This is a genomic window from Nitrosomonas sp., assembly GCF_019752095.1.
Lineage (GTDB): Bacteria > Pseudomonadota > Gammaproteobacteria > Burkholderiales > Nitrosomonadaceae > Nitrosomonas.
Genome location: NZ_JAIEMO010000004.1, coordinates 38292 through 56190, shown reverse-complemented (window position 1 = coordinate 56190; position 17899 = coordinate 38292). Strand labels below are relative to the sequence as shown.

At 45.8% G+C, this 17899-nt stretch carries 20 protein-coding genes; 5 read left to right on the top strand and 15 right to left on the bottom strand.

The window, feature by feature from the left end; translation table 11 throughout:
- The 13 genes from K2Q13_RS02035 to rpsF form a co-directional block, all read right to left on the bottom strand.
- Nucleotides 1-1488 carry a F0F1 ATP synthase subunit alpha gene (locus K2Q13_RS02035; RefSeq protein WP_292918987.1) on the bottom strand — a complete coding sequence of 496 codons (1488 nt, stop codon included), beginning with the start codon at nucleotides 1486-1488 and terminating at the stop codon, nucleotides 1-3.
- Complete coding sequence (locus tag K2Q13_RS02030) at nucleotides 1478-2227, bottom strand: F0F1 ATP synthase subunit delta (protein WP_292918986.1); 750 nt, start codon at nucleotides 2225-2227, stop codon at nucleotides 1478-1480. The genes K2Q13_RS02035 and K2Q13_RS02030 overlap by 11 nt, the downstream gene beginning before the upstream one ends.
- A 15-nt stretch (nucleotides 2228-2242) precedes the next feature.
- Nucleotides 2243-2509: a F0F1 ATP synthase subunit C gene (locus tag K2Q13_RS02025; RefSeq protein WP_292918985.1), complete on the bottom strand. Its 267-nt coding sequence runs from the start codon at nucleotides 2507-2509 to the stop codon at nucleotides 2243-2245.
- Nucleotides 2506-3183 (bottom strand): F0F1 ATP synthase subunit A, encoded by a 678-nt coding sequence (locus K2Q13_RS02020; RefSeq protein ID WP_292918984.1) that lies wholly within the window; start codon nucleotides 3181-3183, stop codon nucleotides 2506-2508. Before K2Q13_RS02020 ends, K2Q13_RS02025 begins: the two co-directional genes overlap by 4 nt.
- Nucleotides 3183-3455 carry an AtpZ/AtpI family protein gene (locus K2Q13_RS02015; RefSeq protein ID WP_292918983.1) on the bottom strand — a complete coding sequence of 91 codons (273 nt, stop codon included), beginning with the start codon at nucleotides 3453-3455 and terminating at the stop codon, nucleotides 3183-3185. Before K2Q13_RS02015 ends, K2Q13_RS02020 begins: the two co-directional genes overlap by 1 nt.
- Nucleotides 3456-3460: 5 nt before the next feature.
- Complete coding sequence (locus K2Q13_RS02010; protein WP_292918982.1) at nucleotides 3461-3868, bottom strand: F0F1 ATP synthase subunit epsilon; 408 nt, start codon at nucleotides 3866-3868, stop codon at nucleotides 3461-3463.
- Nucleotides 3865-5253, bottom strand: a complete 1389-nt coding sequence (gene atpD, locus K2Q13_RS02005; protein WP_365725064.1) for a F0F1 ATP synthase subunit beta — start codon at nucleotides 5251-5253, stop codon at nucleotides 3865-3867. The genes K2Q13_RS02010 and atpD overlap by 4 nt, the downstream gene beginning before the upstream one ends.
- 133 nt (nucleotides 5254-5386) lie before the next feature.
- Nucleotides 5387-6607, bottom strand: coding sequence for a hypothetical protein (locus K2Q13_RS02000; protein WP_292918980.1), 1221 nt, complete (start codon nucleotides 6605-6607; stop codon nucleotides 5387-5389).
- 124 nt (nucleotides 6608-6731) lie between these two features.
- A complete protein-coding gene (gene dnaB / locus K2Q13_RS01995) occupies nucleotides 6732-8120 on the bottom strand; it encodes a replicative DNA helicase (protein WP_292918979.1) in 1389 nt (462 codons plus the stop codon).
- 112 nt (nucleotides 8121-8232) lie between these two features.
- Nucleotides 8233-8688 (bottom strand): 50S ribosomal protein L9, encoded by a 456-nt coding sequence (gene rplI / locus K2Q13_RS01990; RefSeq protein WP_292918978.1) that lies wholly within the window; start codon nucleotides 8686-8688, stop codon nucleotides 8233-8235.
- 11 nt (nucleotides 8689-8699) lie between these two features.
- Nucleotides 8700-8984: a 30S ribosomal protein S18 gene (rpsR, locus tag K2Q13_RS01985; protein WP_292918977.1), complete on the bottom strand. Its 285-nt coding sequence runs from the start codon at nucleotides 8982-8984 to the stop codon at nucleotides 8700-8702.
- 18 nt (nucleotides 8985-9002) lie between these two features.
- Nucleotides 9003-9299 carry a primosomal replication protein N gene (gene priB, locus K2Q13_RS01980; protein WP_292918976.1) on the bottom strand — a complete coding sequence of 99 codons (297 nt, stop codon included), beginning with the start codon at nucleotides 9297-9299 and terminating at the stop codon, nucleotides 9003-9005.
- A gap of 11 nt (nucleotides 9300-9310) precedes the next feature.
- Nucleotides 9311-9730, bottom strand: coding sequence for a 30S ribosomal protein S6 (gene rpsF / locus K2Q13_RS01975; RefSeq protein WP_292918975.1), 420 nt, complete (start codon nucleotides 9728-9730; stop codon nucleotides 9311-9313).
- A 242-nt stretch (nucleotides 9731-9972) separates the two neighbouring features.
- Between rpsF and K2Q13_RS01970 the strand changes: the two genes are divergently transcribed.
- The 3 genes from K2Q13_RS01970 to trpC are packed head-to-tail and all read left to right on the top strand — an operon-like array spanning nucleotide 9973 to nucleotide 12451.
- Nucleotides 9973-10536 (top strand): aminodeoxychorismate/anthranilate synthase component II, encoded by a 564-nt coding sequence (locus K2Q13_RS01970; protein WP_292918974.1) that lies wholly within the window; start codon nucleotides 9973-9975, stop codon nucleotides 10534-10536.
- Nucleotides 10537-10563: 27 nt separating this feature from the next.
- Nucleotides 10564-11589, top strand: coding sequence for an anthranilate phosphoribosyltransferase (trpD, locus tag K2Q13_RS01965; protein ID WP_292918973.1), 1026 nt, complete (start codon nucleotides 10564-10566; stop codon nucleotides 11587-11589).
- 4 nt (nucleotides 11590-11593) lie between these two features.
- Nucleotides 11594-12451 (top strand): indole-3-glycerol phosphate synthase TrpC, encoded by an 858-nt coding sequence (trpC, locus tag K2Q13_RS01960; protein WP_292918972.1) that lies wholly within the window; start codon nucleotides 11594-11596, stop codon nucleotides 12449-12451.
- A 15-nt stretch (nucleotides 12452-12466) separates the two neighbouring features.
- Here the strand turns inward: trpC and K2Q13_RS01955 are convergent, their stop codons facing one another.
- A complete protein-coding gene (locus K2Q13_RS01955) occupies nucleotides 12467-13312 on the bottom strand; it encodes an HDOD domain-containing protein (protein ID WP_292918971.1) in 846 nt (281 codons plus the stop codon).
- 381 nt (nucleotides 13313-13693) lie between these two features.
- Between K2Q13_RS01955 and K2Q13_RS01950 the strand changes: the two genes are divergently transcribed.
- Nucleotides 13694-15259: a glyoxal oxidase gene (locus tag K2Q13_RS01950; protein WP_292918970.1), complete on the top strand. Its 1566-nt coding sequence runs from the start codon at nucleotides 13694-13696 to the stop codon at nucleotides 15257-15259.
- Between the two features lie 65 nt (nucleotides 15260-15324).
- On the opposite strand, the gene K2Q13_RS01945 is transcribed toward K2Q13_RS01950, so the two are convergent.
- A complete protein-coding gene (locus K2Q13_RS01945; RefSeq protein WP_292918969.1) occupies nucleotides 15325-17040 on the bottom strand; it encodes a protein kinase in 1716 nt (571 codons plus the stop codon).
- Between the two features lie 355 nt (nucleotides 17041-17395).
- On the opposite strand from K2Q13_RS01945, the gene K2Q13_RS01940 reads away from it, so the two are divergent.
- The gene (locus K2Q13_RS01940) at nucleotides 17396-17887 is read left to right on the top strand and encodes a low molecular weight protein-tyrosine-phosphatase (RefSeq protein WP_292918968.1); all 492 of its coding nucleotides are present in this window, start codon (nucleotides 17396-17398) and stop codon (nucleotides 17885-17887) included.
- Nucleotides 17888-17899: the final 12 nt, after the last annotated feature.

Here is a 17899-nt window from a genome sequence, read left to right as displayed (position 1 = left end):
TTATTTTAGCCAAGCACGTATTAACGTTTTCCATTGATCACGGCCTTGATCAATGTTTATACTGATACTTGTAACTTGTTCCTGAAGATGCATTAGATGCGCTCTGATCTGACCCAGATCAAGATTATCGAATAAACCCTCATTATAGGCTACCAGCCACGCCATCTGAAATTCTACTGGCTGTGGTGAAAGCAGATCCTGTTTAAGAATTTCGCGAAGAATCTGTCCTCGCTTTATTCGTTCTTCCATACTGGCTTCCAGTTTCGAACCAAATCGAGTAAACACTTCCAATTCCAAAAACTGCAGATAATCAAGTTTCATGCGCCCAGCCTCTTTCTTGATTGCTGCATGCTGGGCATTACCACCAATACGCGAAACCGAACGGGTAACATCAATTGCGGGTAAGAAACCACGCGCAAAAAGTTGACGATCAAAATAAATTTGACCATCGGTGATTGAAATTAAGTTAGTGGGAATATACGCAGCAATCTCGCCCTGTTCTGTTTCAACAATTGGCAGCGCCGTCATACTGCCGCCACCCTGTTTTGCGGATAAACGCGTTGAACGTTCTAACAAGCGTGAATGCAGATAGAAAATATCGCCGGGATACGCCTCTCGGCCCGGGGGTCTGCGCAACAATAGCGAAAGCTCACGATAGCTACGTGCGTGAGTGCTCAAATCATCATAAACAACCAGAGTGTCTCGCCCAGCAGCCATCCAAGCTTCTGCCACCGCACAACCAGCAAACGGAGCTAAATATTTAAGACCCGGCATGGCCGTCGCCTCTGCTACTACCACAACGGTATAGGCCAGCGCCTTGTAACGACGAAGCGTTTCTATCACACTAACTACGGTAGAACGCTTCTGCCCGATTAAAACGTAAATGCAATACACATTTTTGTCACGCTGATTGATGACAGTGTCAATCGCTAAGGTACTTTTGCCACTTCCATTATCTCCAATAATCAGTTGTCGCTGGCCTTTACCAATCGGGATCATGGTATCTATAATTTTATTGCCGGTGTACAAGGGCTGGGCTACGAAATCACGTGCGATAATTGGCGGCGAGCGCACGTCCAGCAAACGATAGGTGCTAACAGAAATAGATCCGGCACTATCAAGAGGGATGCCCAATGGATCTATCACCCGCCCCAGCAAAGCATCACCCACCCCAATACTGAGCCGATTTCCCGTCAAGAAAGCTTGGGTTCCAGCAGTAAGTTGTCTCGTCTGATGCAGCAAGATTGCCCCTAACCGATCATGCGTCAGATGAAATACCAAAGCGCTGCTGCCGTCTTCCAATTGCACCAGTTCATCCATACAGGCCGAAGGCAATCCATTAATCCAGGCGATACCGTCACCCACAGAAATGACGGTACCTTGCTCCGACAAACGCAAACCGTATTGATACTGCGACAACCACTCAGCTTGTCTGGCTAAGGGAGAATCGGGCTGATTAGTATTAGCAATGCTCGCATCATCCGGCATGCCGCAGCACCCCGCCAAATGACTTTAGTTCATCGCGCAAATTGGCATGCAGAATCCATGCACCAATATCTATCTGGAATCCGGAAATCAACTCCGGATTTGTGTTAAATACAACCGGTAATGTTTTCCCCGTCATTTGGTTCAATGAGCGCGTCAATTCCCCACGTTTGCTGGTGTCCAGCGAAAAGGCACTTTGTATTTTGATCTGCAACCCCGGTTCCTCTGCAGCTACGGCGATCACATGTTTATCTTGCTGGCGTAATCCCTGCAAATCTTCCATGAGAACTATGTAGAGCCTGTTTTCCAGCTCAGGGGAAGCTAATCGCATGAGTAGCTTATTGGTAAATGTAGCTCCCTGCGCGATGCCCCTTTCTTCCATCAACCTCTCAAACTCGTGTCGATTGCGTTCGGTCAGAACACGGCGACGTTCCGCTTCTTCATTGATTCTTGTTTCCAGCTCGGCCAATTTACTTTCACGCATTGATGTCAATTCTGCGTTTAATTGTGCTTGGGCGGCTTCCTTTTTTGCTTCCCATTCAATCAGGTATTGTTCATTCCTAGCTTTTAGTTCGTTCGCCTCATTTCTAATTTGCAGCGCATCAGACAACGATTTATCGATATCTGCTCGACGCCTGGCAATAACCCCGAGTACCGGCTGATACAAAAATCGTTTCAAGATCCACACCAAGATCAGGAAATTAATTATCTCAAGAACAAAGGTAGTCCAATCGAAGTTCATAAGCCTTATGATTTTTTAATGAACCAGATATTCCAGCAATGGATTACGAAATAAGACTATTAACACAATCACCAGCACATAAATCGCCAGTGATTCAATCATGGCCAATCCAATAAACAATGTGCGCATGATCGATTTCTCAGCTTCCGGTTGCCGCGCCAGCGCATCCAGCGCCTGACTGATTGCACGACCCATGGCCAATGCCGGGAACATCATGCCTATAGCGACAGCTAATACCGCACCTACGGTAGAAAGAACCGTAAACCAGGTCATATCACTCATATATCGTTTCCTTTTTTACTTTCCTGTTGTGATTGCATTGCGCCCGCTACATAAATCAGCGCTAACATTCCAAATATATAGGCCTGTACTAGAGCCTCGATGACATGCAACATTAGCAAAGGCACCGGAACCAGCAAACCGGCCACCAGCAGAACCAGTAATGCGACCAACTCAAGACTCATAATATTACCAAACAGACGAACCGCCAGCGCAATGGTCCGCGTCACTTCGCTAATCAGATGAAAAGGCAACAGTAATGGAGTTGGGCTTAAATAATGCCTTAAATAGTTGCGAGCGCCCCCACTGCGTATTCCAAACCAATGAACCGATAGAAATACCAGTAATGCAAGTCCGGCAGTTACAGAAAAACTTCCGGTTGGAGAATGTAACTGCGGTATCAGTCCGGTAAGATTTGCAATCACAATATATACCCATAACGTTGCAATAAACGGCAGCACCTGTTGCGTATGATCCGGTATGACAGCATTTATATTATCCTCTATCGCCAAGACCAAGCCCTCCAGCATGGTTTGTAACTTTCCAGGAACAAGCGCAAGGCGTCTAGTTCCAAGCCAGCAACAGATACCTAATGTAATCATAATGCCCCAAGTAGTCACCACAATGGAGGTAATACCGAAAGGCCCAACATAAAATACTACAGTCGGGATATCCATCAGTGATGTTCCCGCACATATAAATAGACATTTACCATGCCCATTATAAGACCTGCGACTATTAATCCAATCGTCCAGAGAATTGAATAACTTTCTGCCTTATCATCCAGCCAATTACCCAGATAAGCACCAATGATGACTGGCAAAACAAAGAGCAAAGATAATGTTCCCATGAATATTGATTGGGCCAGCAATGTTGGACGCTCTTTCTCAGCCCGTTGCATACGCTTGATTTGTTGTTCGACAGATTTGCGCAGTTGCTTGTCATCCATGATCGCTACCTCCTGACTCCACTCCGTCCCATTTGCCATAAGCGACGAAACATCTCCTGTTCCAATTGACGTAAGCTATCTTTGATTCTTTTTAACTGCGTTTCTTCAACCAACAATTGTTCCAGCAATCCTGCGCTGATACGTTGATAATCGGTATCAGAAAGATAACGACGTGTACTGATGTACAGTTGGTTATCCAGGCAATAAAGAATCCCGCCGGGGAATGCCAGATAGCACCAATCGCCATTCTGCAAGCGATAACGAGCTAATCCATAATTGAGCGCCGTCATCATGCGGGCATGTCCGGCAAGAATACCGAAACTACCCGAAATATCCGCCCCCACAAAACAAGTTAACTCATCTACACGACTGTATTGCGTAGCGCTTTGAAGATGCAAGGTAAATGTATTCATCCCTCCCCCTGCATTGATCCGCGCATATAGCATTGTTCCTCTGGAACGGCATCATAATCACCGTTTAGAAAAGATTCGCAGTCAGTCAGTGTTTGATCCAACTTAACAGAGACTCCTTGAATACCGCTATGCGCATCCATCACATGGAACGGTTGCGTCAGATAGCGCTGTAACTTACGTGCACGCATAACAATCCGCCGGTCTTTTTCTGATAATGCTTCTAAACCCAGCATCGCAATAATATCTTCTAATTCATGGTAACGCGCAAGATGTTCACGTACATTCTCAGCAACCTGGTAATGACGATCGCCGAGAAATGCACGATCCATCATTTTGCTCGATGATTGCAATGGATCAACTGTGGGGTATATGCCTTTGGCTGCTTGGCCTCGGGATAAAATAACCGTCGTATCCAAATGAGCCAGAATCGCACTCACGGCGGGGTCTGTCATATCATCTGCTGGCACATACACTGCCTCCACCGCGGTGATATTACCTGCACGGGTCGAAATGATTCGTTCCTGCAATTCCGCCACCTCACTCATCAAGGTCGGTTGATAACCCACCGTTGCAGGCATGCGCCCAAGTAAACCAGAAATTTCACTGCCCGCCTGGACAAAACGAAATACATTGTCCATCAACAATAAAACTTCTTTACCTAAAGTATCGCGAAGGTATTCGGCATACGTCAGCGCTGACAAACCCACGCGAAACCGCACCCCCGGAGATTCATCCATTTGCCCAAACAGCATCAGGGTGCGCGGCATCACACCAGCATCTTGCATTTCATGCCACAACTCGTGGCCTTCGCGGATTCGTTCCCCGACGCCTGCAAAGACAGAAACACCCTGATGCAGGCTGACAATAGCATGCATAAATTCCATAATCAGAACGGTTTTCCCGACACCAGCGCCACCGAATAACCCTGTCTTACCACCTTTAACAAAAGGGCAGAGCAAATCTATCACCTTAATACCGGACTCCAAGATACCCTCAGAAGGCACCGTATCAGCCAGCAAAGCGGGAGAAGCAATGATATTGCGCATTTCCGATGTCTGCAGGGGCGATTCGCCATCAAGCGGTGCGCCAAACATATCCAGCACACGGCTTAGGCAACCGGGTGCAACCGGGACACGCAAAGGCCCGCCACTATCAAACACTTTTAAGCCGCGGCGAAGACCCGCTGTTGAATGCAAGGCAATTGCACGTACATGGCTTGCATCAAGATGGCGGTGAACTTCGAAAACATAATTCTGGTGGTCAACAATACAGAATAAGGCTTGATGCAATGGCGGTAGAAATTCACAAACCACATCAACAACGGGTCCATGAATTTCCTCTATGACACCTACCGGATCATTAGAAGATTCTACCGCCTGAAGCATTTGATCCATAAAATCGAACTCCTTGGCCTGTACATGTTAGCATCCTAATCCTTTCGCAAAGTATGCTCTGAATTAACTACTTTAAATTTTAATATCGCATCTACTTTCAAGTAACTTTTTCAAAACCTCTTAACTACTTAGCAATTGTAATACTCGGCACTCCGATGCGCGGCAGGTCGGTGACGGTCATTTGGAACAGCAGGAACAAGAGCTGAAAGGCATCCCGATTCCAGCGCGCATGCGATCCTACCGTATTGACCGCATAGAACCGGTCATTCCAGCGGATAGAAAAATCGACATCGGAAGGAGACGAATTTGAGGCCATAAATTCCATGGTTTGATCAGGATTCTCGTTGTGGAGGATGGGCGGCGTTCTAGCATCTTTCTCGACATGATATCCCTTCTCATAGCCAAGGGATTTACCAAGAAAACCAAGAATCGAGTGAAAGCTCCTTAGCCGGAACACACCACTCATCGGCCACTCGCCGCCATAATGGCCAGCACGGATATCAAACGCGATATCGCTGACATCCCAGTCTCTAGCACGCTCGTTCAGTGCTTCGCGCTCTTCTTCGGAAAGCCTATCGGGATCATAGTTGGTAATTAGAATTGGCCCTGGGATTTGTTTACGCAAAGTAAAGGTATCGTCCTCAGCATGATAGTGCACGGTAAATTCCTTTTGCAGCGACTGAAAGCTATCGGGCACAATCGAACTGGACGGAATCTTCCAGGTATGATTCAACAGCAACGGTTCGGCATACAATTGGTTATGATCCTGGATTGCTGAGAAATGCAGCACCACGCGACGAAACATTTCATAACCGGCTTTATCCGACGGGTTGTTGCGATAAACACTCTGTTGCTCGGGGTTCATCAAGCGCACCTCCTGCGCCATCATGCGTAGCAACATGTCGACATCAAAGTGCTGGCGCAGCAACAACGTTAACTTGCTTTGCGGAAATGGCGTGAGCAAACGTTGAGTAAACTCCTCTCCTTCGATTGGGACGATGCTAATCGTTGGACTCTCGGCTAAGCTGCCACCAAAAATTGGCATCAGCGTTGCTCCGGCAAGTCCTCCTAATGCCGGCATGGCACCCGCATTGGCGGAAAAAGTAAAAGTCGCGGCAATATTGGATACACCGGTAAAATGCACCGGTTGACGGTAATGCGCACGGACGATATTTACCAGTAGCTGCTGTGATATGGAGTCGGTAACCGCTTCATCATAGGCAATCACAGCACGATTCAACGCCATCGGCGATACACATCCGGCCAAGAGGATCATGACGGACAGGCACAACAATCGTTGCAAGAATGACCACTGATATCTTGATTGCTTCTTCTTATACTTCACCGATCATCTCTCTATCCTGAAACACGCCTTTTCAATATAAAGCACACAATTCCGTTATCTGTGCAACGCTCTGGAAGTTAAATGCAGATTTTCAAGAAAACAGTCATCGGATAATAAGATTCGATTAATAATATTCCGGTCTGGCATGGCTTTCAAAGCGTGTGTATTCGCCCAGGAACGTTAGATCAACTTTTCCGATCGGACCATTACGCTGCTTGCCAATAATGATTTCGGCAATCCCTTTATCTGGCGAATCCGGGTTATACACTTCATCGCGGTAAATAAACAGAATCACATCGGCGTCTTGTTCAATCGCCCCAGATTCACGCAAATCCGACATAACTGGACGTTTGTTGGGTCGTTGCTCAAGACTGCGATTGAGCTGCGATAGCGCAATCACCGGCACCTTCAATTCTTTCGCCAACCCTTTCAACGCACGTGATATTTCTGAGATTTCTGTGGCACGATTCTCTCCCTGGCTACTGGAGGACATGAGTTGCAGATAATCAACCACAATCAAACCCAATTCACCATACTGGCGATATAACCGTCTGGAACGCGCTCTGAGTTCAAGCGCATTTAACGCCGCCGTCTCATCAATAAAAATGGGCGCCTCATTCAGTTTGCCTAAGGCGTGCGTCAATTTTGGCCAATCTTCATCGTCCAGACGACCGGTACGCACCTTATGTTGATCCAGTTTCCCCACGGACCCCAGCATCCGCATGGCCAGCTGCGCGCCTCCCATCTCCATACTGAACACCGCAACGGGTTTGTTTAATTCCAGTGCTACATGCTCTGCAATATTCAACGAAAAAGCGGTTTTCCCCATGGATGGACGCCCTGCAACTATAATCAGGTCGCCCGGCTGGAATCCGGATGTCTTTTGATCAAGATCGTGAAAACCCGATGCAATCCCGGTTACATTGCTCGGATTATCCTGGCTGTATAGCAATTCTATCCGCTCGACCACTTGCCGCAAAAGGGGTTGAATGCCCGTGAAGCCTTCTTTACCACGAGCACCTTCTTCAGCAATCTCAAATACTCTCGCTTCCGCTTCATCTAATAAATCTGCAGCGGAGCGCCCCACTGGGTTATAAGCGGAATCTGTGATGTGCACACCCACTTGCGCTAAATTACGCATGATTGAGCGTTCACGAACTATTTCCGCGTAGCGTTTAATATTTGCCGCCGAAGGCGTGTTCTGCACCATGGCGCCAATATACGCAAGCCCACCGATAGTCTGCAGCTCTGCTGATGTTTCCAGCGATTCCGCCACGGTAATGACGTCAGCCGGTTTGTTCTGTTCAATCAGTTTACAAATATGGTGATAAATCAGTTGGTGATCCTGCCGGTAAAAATCGCCATCGGTAATAACATCGGCGACTTTCTCCCACGCGTTATTGTCCAGCATCAGCCCTCCGAGTACCGATTGCTCGCTCTCAATCGAATGAGGAGGTGTTTTATAGGGATCTATAAGCTGATCCTGATGGAGACTAATCGGTGATTGCGCCATAGGTATCGAAAACTCAGTTGAAGGATGTTTGATTCTACCACTTGCTGAATCACAAATGAAAAAAGGACTACGAATAGTCCTTCTTTCAAATAAACTAATAAAATTTAATTTATCAGAGCACGGAATCACCCAGTACCGAGACAGTAATACTCGCTGTCACATCGCTATGCAGCGAGACCGTTAGTGGGTAGTCACCCACTTGCTTTAATTGACCATTCGGCATATGAATCATCGTCCGTTCAACTGAAAAACCCAGCCCGGCAAGTGCCTCGACAATATTTACATTGGTGACAGAACCAAATAATTTCCCATCACTGCCAGCTTTCTGAGAAATTTGTACCAGCAAACCCTCAAGTTTTGCCGCGACAGCCTGGGCTGCCGTTAAAATTGCAGCTTGTTTCTTCTCCAGTTCTACCCGCTTGGATTCAAATTCTGCAATAGCCTGCTCAGTTGCACGTTTTGCTTTACCTTGCGGGATCAGATAATTTCTAGCAAAACCGCTTTTAACATTAACCACGTCACCTAATTGACCCAAATTACTTATTTTTTCCATCAAAATGATTTGCATATCATTTCTCCCTAGTGACGATCCGTGTAAGGTAATAGCGCCAGAAAACGTGCTCTTTCTATTGCTGTACCCAGCTGGCGCTGATAAAAAGAAGTCGTGCCGGTAATCCGCGCTGGAATTACCTTGCCGTTCTCATTAATGAAATCTTTTAAAATTTCAATATCCTTATAATCTACCTGTTTGATGCCTTCCGCGGTGAAGCGACAAAACTTTTTGCGCTTAAATAAAGGGCGATTGGCTTTTTTATCTCTTTCTTTATCCTTACTGTCTTTACGCCTACTAGTAAAACGTGCCATATTTATTCCTATTTATAATTAAATGAGTTCAATTTGATCTGAGTGCAACACCAACTGTTGATTCATGTGACTCTTTCTATTGAGAAATCCGGTGAGCTTAACTCTGCTGTTAATCTTAAATTCTGCAACGGCCAAGGCTGGCTCCCCCATCACGACCACAGGAATATCAAAGACTATTTGCCTCACAACACCTGCCTCTTTTTGTTGAGACCCATGACTTACCGTAAATTCAGTCACGGCAGTGCCAGCAGGGGTGTAGCGTAAAATGCCTAATTTGACGATTTTCCCGCAAATAGTTGTCTGATTACATTCCAATTTCTGACAGACTATACAGTAGCAGCAACACCGGGCTCTTCTGAAACCTCATCAGAATTCGATTCATCCGTGGTCTCCTCTGAACCCGACGAGCTCGCAGGACCGGCTCTCTCTACCTGACGCATCATGGGTGATGGTTCAGTGACAGGACCCTTAGTTTTAATGGTTAAATGGCGTAGAATCGCATCACTGAATTTGAAAGCATGATCCAAGTCATCCAGAATTTCCTGGTTACATTCAATATTCATCAATACATAATGCGCTTTATGAACTTTCTGAATCAGATAAGCAAGTTGGCGACGCCCCCAATCTTCCACTCGATGAACTGTGCCGTTCTTGGAAGTCACAATGCCACGATAGCGTTCGATCATTGCAGGCACTTGTTCACTTTGATCAGGGTGAACAATAAAGACTATTTCGTAATGTCGCATAAATTCCTTTTGGGTTGTAAGTCTCCCATCAATCACGATGGTGAGACAAGGTTGAAAAACACACTATTTTACTGAATTAATAAGGCAATATCAAATAGAGTTCAAATAACTGCGAATAATATTATTCGCATACCAAGCGAACTGGTAAAATTTATCCGCTTGACCCAAGGGTCTCGACATTGGATTTTATATTTTTTCAAAAACTTCAGAAATAACCATTACAAACAACGCACACAAAAATCATGTTATTAATGATTGATAATTACGATTCTTTTACCTATAACTTGGTGCAGTATTTTTCTGAATTGGGAGAAAAGGTTGTTGTATACCGAAATGATGAAATTACTCTAGATAAAATTTCGCAATTAAACCCCGAGCGAATTGTGATTTCTCCAGGCCCCTGCACTCCGAATGAAGCAGGCGTATCGTTATCTGTCATTCATCAATTCAGCCAGAATATCCCCGTTCTAGGCGTCTGTCTTGGGCATCAGAGCATCGGGCAAGCATTCGGCGGGCGGGTTATTCATGCAAAACAATTGATGCATGGCAAGACATCTCCGATTTATCATCATGACATCGGTGTCTTTCGAGGCTTACCTAATCCGTTTATTGCCACTCGCTACCACTCTCTTGTCGTTGAGCGCTCAACCCTACCCGATTGTCTAGAGATTACGGCATGGACTCAAGACGATGAAATTATGGGCGTACGCCATAAAACCCTCGCTATTGAGGGCATCCAGTTTCACCCTGAATCTATTTTGAGTGAGCATGGACATCAAATGCTCGAGAATTTCCTTAATCGTTAATCGATCGAACTGAATAAAGGCAATCTCATGAATCCACAAGAAGCGCTACAACGGATCATCGCGCAACAGGAAATATTGCATGATGATATGATCGTTTTAATGCGGCAAATCATGCAAGGTGAAATTTCACCGATGCTCATCGCCGCAATCATTACCGGTCTTCGGGTAAAAAAAGAAACTATCGGAGAAATAGCTGCCGCAGCACAAGTCATGCGTGAATTTGCGACCAAAGTCGATGCTCTCAATGATGCTCATTTAGTCGACACTTGCGGCACCGGCGGAGATTCCCTGCACACCTTTAATATCTCAACAGCATCGGCCTTTGTAGCTGCTGCCGCAGGCGCTCGAGTCGCCAAGCATGGCGGCAGATCCGTTTCCAGCAAATCCGGCAGTGCTGATGTACTGGAAGCACTGGGCGTCAATCTCAACCAAACACCCCAGCAAGTCGCCCAAAGTCTGAGTGAGATTGGCGTCGGTTTTATGTTCGCCCCCAATTATCATTCCGCCATGAAATATGCTGCTCCGGTACGACGTGAATTAGGCATCAAAACCTTATTTAATATTCTGGGACCATTAACGAACCCCGCCAGTGCTAAAAGACAAGTATTAGGTGTTTTCAGTGAAGATCTGGTGGGAACCCTAACCCATGTGCTGCAACGTTTGGGCAGTCGGCACGTACTGATTGTGCATGGCAAGGATGGATTGGATGAAATTACGATCACCGGTGAAACGATTATCGGTGAATTAAAAAATGACAAAGTAACCGTTTATAGCGTCAAACCGGAAGATTTCAGCCTTAAATCCTCTAGCATCGAGACTATCCAGGTTAGCAGCAATGAAGATGCAAAATTAATGCTACTCTCGGCCCTGAAAAACACTCCCGGACCTGCACGGGATATCGTTGTAATGAACGCCGGTGCCGCGATATATGCTGCTGGAGTCGCTGACACACTGGAATTGGGAATCAGGGCGGCACAGAGAGCCATCGAAAGTGGCGGTGCATTGAAAAAACTTCATGACCTAGTGGAATTTACTAATAGAAATACGAATTAAAAACATGCCTGATATTCTAAATAAAATACTTACTGTAAAGAAACAAGAAGTAGAGATTGCCAAGACATTAAAACCTTATCCCATCTTACTTCAAGAAGCACAATCCGCAGCATCGCCACGAGATTTTGTCGCCGCCATTCAAAATAAAATCGCTGCCGGAAAATCGGCGGTTATTGCTGAAATTAAACAGGCCAGCCCCAGTAAGGGCGTTTTGCGTGGACGTACCTCGGAGAACACACAATCATTTGAATTCAACCCTGCCGAGATAGCTCAAACCTATGCTCAGCATGGCGCAGCTTGTCTTTCCGTATTGACCGATCAACAATTTTTTATGGGTAGCCCTCAATATTTACAAGCTGCCAGAAGTGCCTGCTCACTTCCAGTCTTACGTAAAGATTTCATTCTGGAAGATTATCAGATTGCCGAAGCACGCGCGATGAATGCAGATTGTATTTTGTTGATTGTAAGCGCTTTCCTACTGGAATGCGGCAATCAGTCAGGAAGCTCAAAAAATGAACCTCCGGAGCGCATGTTAAAGCTTGAGCAGCTGGCTGGCTCACTGGGAATGGCTGTTCTGGTAGAAATCCACGATGCTGCTGAACTAGAAATGGCTCTACAGCTATCAACGCCATTAATTGGAATCAATAATCGTAACCTGCATACTTTTGAAACATCACTCGATACAACCTTGGAATTGCTCCCCTCAATCCCATCCCAAAAAATTGTCGTCACCGAAAGTGGAATTCATACGCCAGCAGATGTTGCGCGCATGCGCAGTCACCAAGTTAATGGTTTTCTCGTCGGGGAAGCTTTCATGCGCGCGGAAGATCCAGGCATTGAATTGGCGCGCCTGTTTTCGTAATTGATAGTTTATTTCTCAGGCAAGGCTGGTACTTTCGTATTGCTTGTTAGCGCCGACGATGGTCATGACATCACACGCTTGCAGGTGCAAGAGCTTGGAAATATCTTCATAATCGTCCGGCAATGCAGCATCGTCCCAGCCATTAGCGGAGTGCCTGGCCAGATTTACTGCAAGTATGACATTGCGAACTCGCTGTAATTTTGCATGCTCATCATCCATCAGTGTAATCAATAGCTCAGGCAATCTCCATCTGACAGCAAGCTCATGTTGCAATTGATTTAAAGTGAATCCCAAAATTTTTTCTTGTACTATTGCACTCCTTAATGCTTTATTCTGTTTTTGTAGTTGCTTGATCTTTAGCATTTCAGCAGGTGCAAAGCACCACATCAACATTTCTGCAATATCGTGCAACAGGGCAGCCAAACGAATATCAGCAAAATGCAAATCATGCAAACGAATTGCCCAGTCATAAGCATAAGATGCAGCCATATTGGAACGATGAGTGGTTTTCAACAAAAAAATGAGTGCATGCATATTATTGCGCCCAAGAACTTCTTCGGCCAATGGTTTGGCAGGAATTTTCTTAAGCATCGTTTCAAGTCCAAGCATCATTACAATTTGCTCAGCTTCCATCACATCGTGCTCTTGGGAACGGTGCTTATGCTCTTGCATATAGCGCATGAGCTTTACTGTCATCAATGGGTCATTTTTCACAACATTTGCATAATTTCGTGCATTCAAGTTCTGCTCATCTTGTGTGAGAACCTCAAGATTACGTGCAGTTTGTTTGAGAACAGGAATTTCTGCCCTTGTGAGGAAATCGACCCAATCTGATAATTTTCTTGAGACTGGTTGAGGCATTTTTGAACTCCTGAATAATATTGCGTGAAATTTCTTACGACATTTCTTTATAAACCTTGAGGAAACAATAGGCTATCCCAGATTAACGAGAATAATCTATGATTCTTACCAGTACTGTTTACATTTTTCTGCAAACAGGAGATACAAATTCAAGTCAGCTATTCACCAGCAATAGGAAAGAAAAAATACAGCGGCCTGTTAAACACCCAAGAAAGTGAAACGCAGTAATCCAGACAAGCTGCCTATAAAAAAGTCGGACAATTATTACTTGCACTTTATATTTTCTATTATTTGAACGTGGAATTCTCTTTACTATTTTTAATAGAAATATAACAATTCATTATCCATGATTTTCATACTTTCAATATTAGGAGGTATAAGATGTTTAAGCGCCCTCTTTCCGCTCAAAGAATTTGGCATCTAAAGTATCTTCCAGCTATTTTGGTCTTGTTTCTTTCCTTCACAATTGCCGCTCCAGCAGTAGCAGCAGGGTCGCAGGCGCATCTGAAAGGCAGATTCGGCCTGTTGCACGACTGGCCTGTGGTCCCGATCGCAATGATGCTGATGCCGGATGGGCGGGTAATTGCTTACGGAACCGATACTGTGGGTACGCAAATTGGCAATCTGCTCTATGTTATCTGGGATCCATCACTCGGCATTGGAACCAATGCGTTCGAGACATTACCTAACACAACCCTTACCGACATTTACTGTGCTGGTCAGGCGCATCTTCCAGATGGCCGCGGTCTTTTCTTTGGTGGTGACGCCTTTTTGAACACGAAGAGACAGTATGCTCACAATAACGTGAATATTTTTGACTCGTCTACCGATACCCTGACACACCTTCCTCAGAATATGACGTTTAAGCGTTGGTACGCGACTGCAGTAACGTTGCCCAATGGTCAGCATGTCGTGATGGGGGGCCGTAACAGCAGGGATTTTCCAGGAACACCCACCATACCGGCTACGGTAGCAACTTACTCACCGACGCCGGAAGTGCGTGCGAAAAATGGTCATTGGCGTGCACTTAGCTCTGCGACCAGTGACTCCGCTTACGGAGCACTGGGCGGCACTGGAGAAGCATGGTTTTATCCCAGGGCCTGGGTAAACCCACAGGGCAAGTTGTTTATTCTCGGGCACGACGGCGCAATGTACAAGCTCAATACATCAGGCACCGGCACGCTCTCAAAGTATCTATCAACCATAACACCGGGTATTAACAGCTTGCCAAGCATAATGTACGCCCCTGGTCGCATACTATCCATTCGTGACAATCGCACAGCGCTTGTTGTCAACATCAATGGTAATGGCGAACCTGTCGTGACTTCGGGCGGCACTCTGGCAAAAAATCGTCAGTACAGCAATGCGACAGTTCTTGCCAATGGCTCCGTCTGGGTCAATGGAGGATCATCAACTGGCAACGATTTGGCAGGTGCAGCACTGGACTCTGAACTTTGGAATTCCAACACAAAAATATGGAAATCGACAGCAAGAGCAGCCACCCCTCGCTTGTATCATTCAACTTCACTGCTTCTTCCGGATGCAAGCGTGATTACTGGAGGCGGCGGCACGCCCGGCCCTTTAACTCAGCTTAATGGTGAAATTTACTACCCACCTTACCTATTTAAAAAAGATGGGAGCGGTCAATTTTCTCCTCGACCGGTCATTGTGGATGCCCCAACAACCATGCTGGGCTGGAATGAGCAATTTTCTATCGAAGCTACTGAAAATATTTCCAGAATCACGTTGGTGCGCATTGGCGCTACTACGCATGCATTCAATAATGAAACCCGTTTTTTTAACCTGTCGACCGCGCAAAAAGGCAATCCTATCGTAACAGTAAAAACCCCTGCCTCAGCCAATGCAGCTCCTCCTGGCTTCTATATGCTTTTCGTATGGAATCTTGACGGAATACCGTCAGTGGCTAGAATCATACAAATTGGTTGAACTGCCGATTCACGGTGAAACACCCCCGCTATCGGGTACTTCGCCGCTTGACGCGGCGAAGTACTTTATTGAGCGCTCGCCAATTCAGTCCGGATTTTCTGTAGCTTAGGGTCATCCGGCAACACAGACTCCGCTCTTTGCAAATAAAGCTTAGCCGCACCGAGTTTACCTTCAGTCTTTGATTTTTCAATAAACTGAATATACCGATCCACCATCCGCTGCAATCCTGCAAGCGCTTCTGCGTTATTGGATTCCATCGTCAGCACCATCTGGTAATATTTATAGGCATTGTCTCTTGCAGGTGTAGTGAAGCGCTCTGCTTTCATAGCTTTTTCAGCAGCAGCCAAATGTTTTTTAATTAAACCTGCATCCATTGGTTTTACCGGCGCGTTCTGCTGCGTGGATTGAGGCGACGATGCATCATTTGCCACCGCTAATGGCTGAGCGTTGTCGGATACCTGTTTGGTAGCTTCTCTAGCATTACGTGCCGGTTCAACAATCGCTAAACTCTCTGGGAAAGGTATGCCTTCTGCTGGTTGATTCTCGGTCTCACTCAATACTTCTTGCGCAGTCTTGGGTATTTTGTCTGCACCAGATTCAGGGTTTGCTTCAGTTGCAACCGAAGCAACGGATGAATCTTCTTTTGTCTCTGGGGTGCCAGTAACTTTGCCTGGATTGCGTTGAAATAAGGGCTCAGTGGCGACAATACCTGATCCGTCATCCGACGACGATCCCGCAGGATTTTCGTCGAACCACAAGCCAACTGTTACCAGAGCAACGATACCGACCATGACACCCATCAACAGCTTGTTATTAGCAGCCGAACGGCTATGCGCAACTGGCTCTGTAGCCATCTGTTTTGCGACTGAAGTTTTCGTTTCGCTGGCATGCTCTGATTTCAGCAGCGCCAAAATCTCCTCTGCCGATTGCGGCCTATCCTGATATTCTGGTCGCAACATCCACTGAACCGCTTGCAATAATTCGGCACTATAGGCAATGTCCGGAGATCCGGAAAGATCGCTCATTGGGTCGGATTCCCCCCGGCTTAAGGTCATTTTCCTGGTCTGTGCTGCAACAGGTGACTGATGTGTCATGCAAGCATAGAGGATTGCACCCAATGCATAGAAATCGGTTGCAGATCCTGGTTTATTGTCGATTTCATATTGCTCCGCAGGCGCATAACCGATGGCTAACTCCTCAGCGAACCGCGGAGTGCGCGCAGCGATCGCCAATCGTGCAGCAGCAAAATTGATCAGTAATGGTTCGCCATCTTTACCGATAAGAATCACCGCCGGCTGAATACCGCCGTGCACGATTTTGTGTTCGTGTATTTTCTGCAAGGCGCTCAGAACCGATACCAATATGAATTTTAATTCGGTCTCTGCCAAGGATGCTCGTGCCTCTAATAGCTTGGAGAGTGGCATACCTTCCTGGGTACCCATAATCAGATAAGCCGTTCCATTCAATGAGAGAATATTTTCTGTTACAGCAATATTAGGATGCTCAATCTGAGTCAGAATCTCGGCCTGATCCAGAAATGCCTTTAATCCATAATCAAAATTTTCTTTATCCGTTAAAAATTTAGGTTCAACACCAAGACCATCCATCGCGCGTATGGCGAAATCGTGAGGAAAATATTCGCGTATTTTCACCCGTTCTTTAAGATGATGATTCCAGGCACGATAAGTAATATCAAATGAACCGACTTTTGCAACGCCCTTGATTTCATAGACGCCAATTTGAGTGCCCTCAGGCAGAATTTGATCGTGTATTTGTGTCATGATAGGTATTATCCCTGTTACTAATATCAGTTAGGTGTCAAATTTTATTATGTGTTATGTGCACCTTAAAACTGCAATGTTAACAATAAATGTTTTCGATGAAAGTTAGTTTTTCAACAGCTTGCTAAACGGCAATCATATATTGAGCCGACATAAGTATTATGACACCAATGGAATAGAATCACTTTATAGTTTCCAAAAAGATGGCTTGCCAAGTTTAATGACGTATTAGTAAACTTTAGGTTAATTCAGAAAAGCCTGAAGGGTGCTAAAAACACAGCTTGCTGATTTGCTAAGGACTTATGGCAACTCATCGAATATTATTAATATCTGCCAACCTAGAGTCACAATAATCATGGAACAGAATAAAAAAATAAAAGTACTATTTGTCTGCATGGGAAATATTTGTCGATCTCCAACTGCGGATGCCGTGTTCCGGCATATTGTTAAGGCCTCCGGGGCAGATCATATGATAGAAGTGGATTCCGCGGGCACGCATGCTTACCATATTGGCAACCCGCCGGATCAGCGCGCGCAGCATACGGCATTACAACGCGGATACAAAATGCACGAATTACGCGCCCGCGCGGTAAAATCGAGTGATTTCGAGGAATTTGACTACATTCTTGCAATGGACAACGAAAACCTCACCTTATTGCAACAGCGAAGCCCGCAGCAGCATATCAGCAAGATTCAATTATTCATGCAGTATAGCGAAAATGCCCCTGTAACTATCGAAGTGCCTGATCCTTATTTCGGAGGGCAGCAAGGATTTGAACAAGTGCTGGATATGGTCGAGGAAGCCAGTCGTGGTTTGCTGGCGCATCTGCGCAATCACAAAATATAACCAGGAGAAATT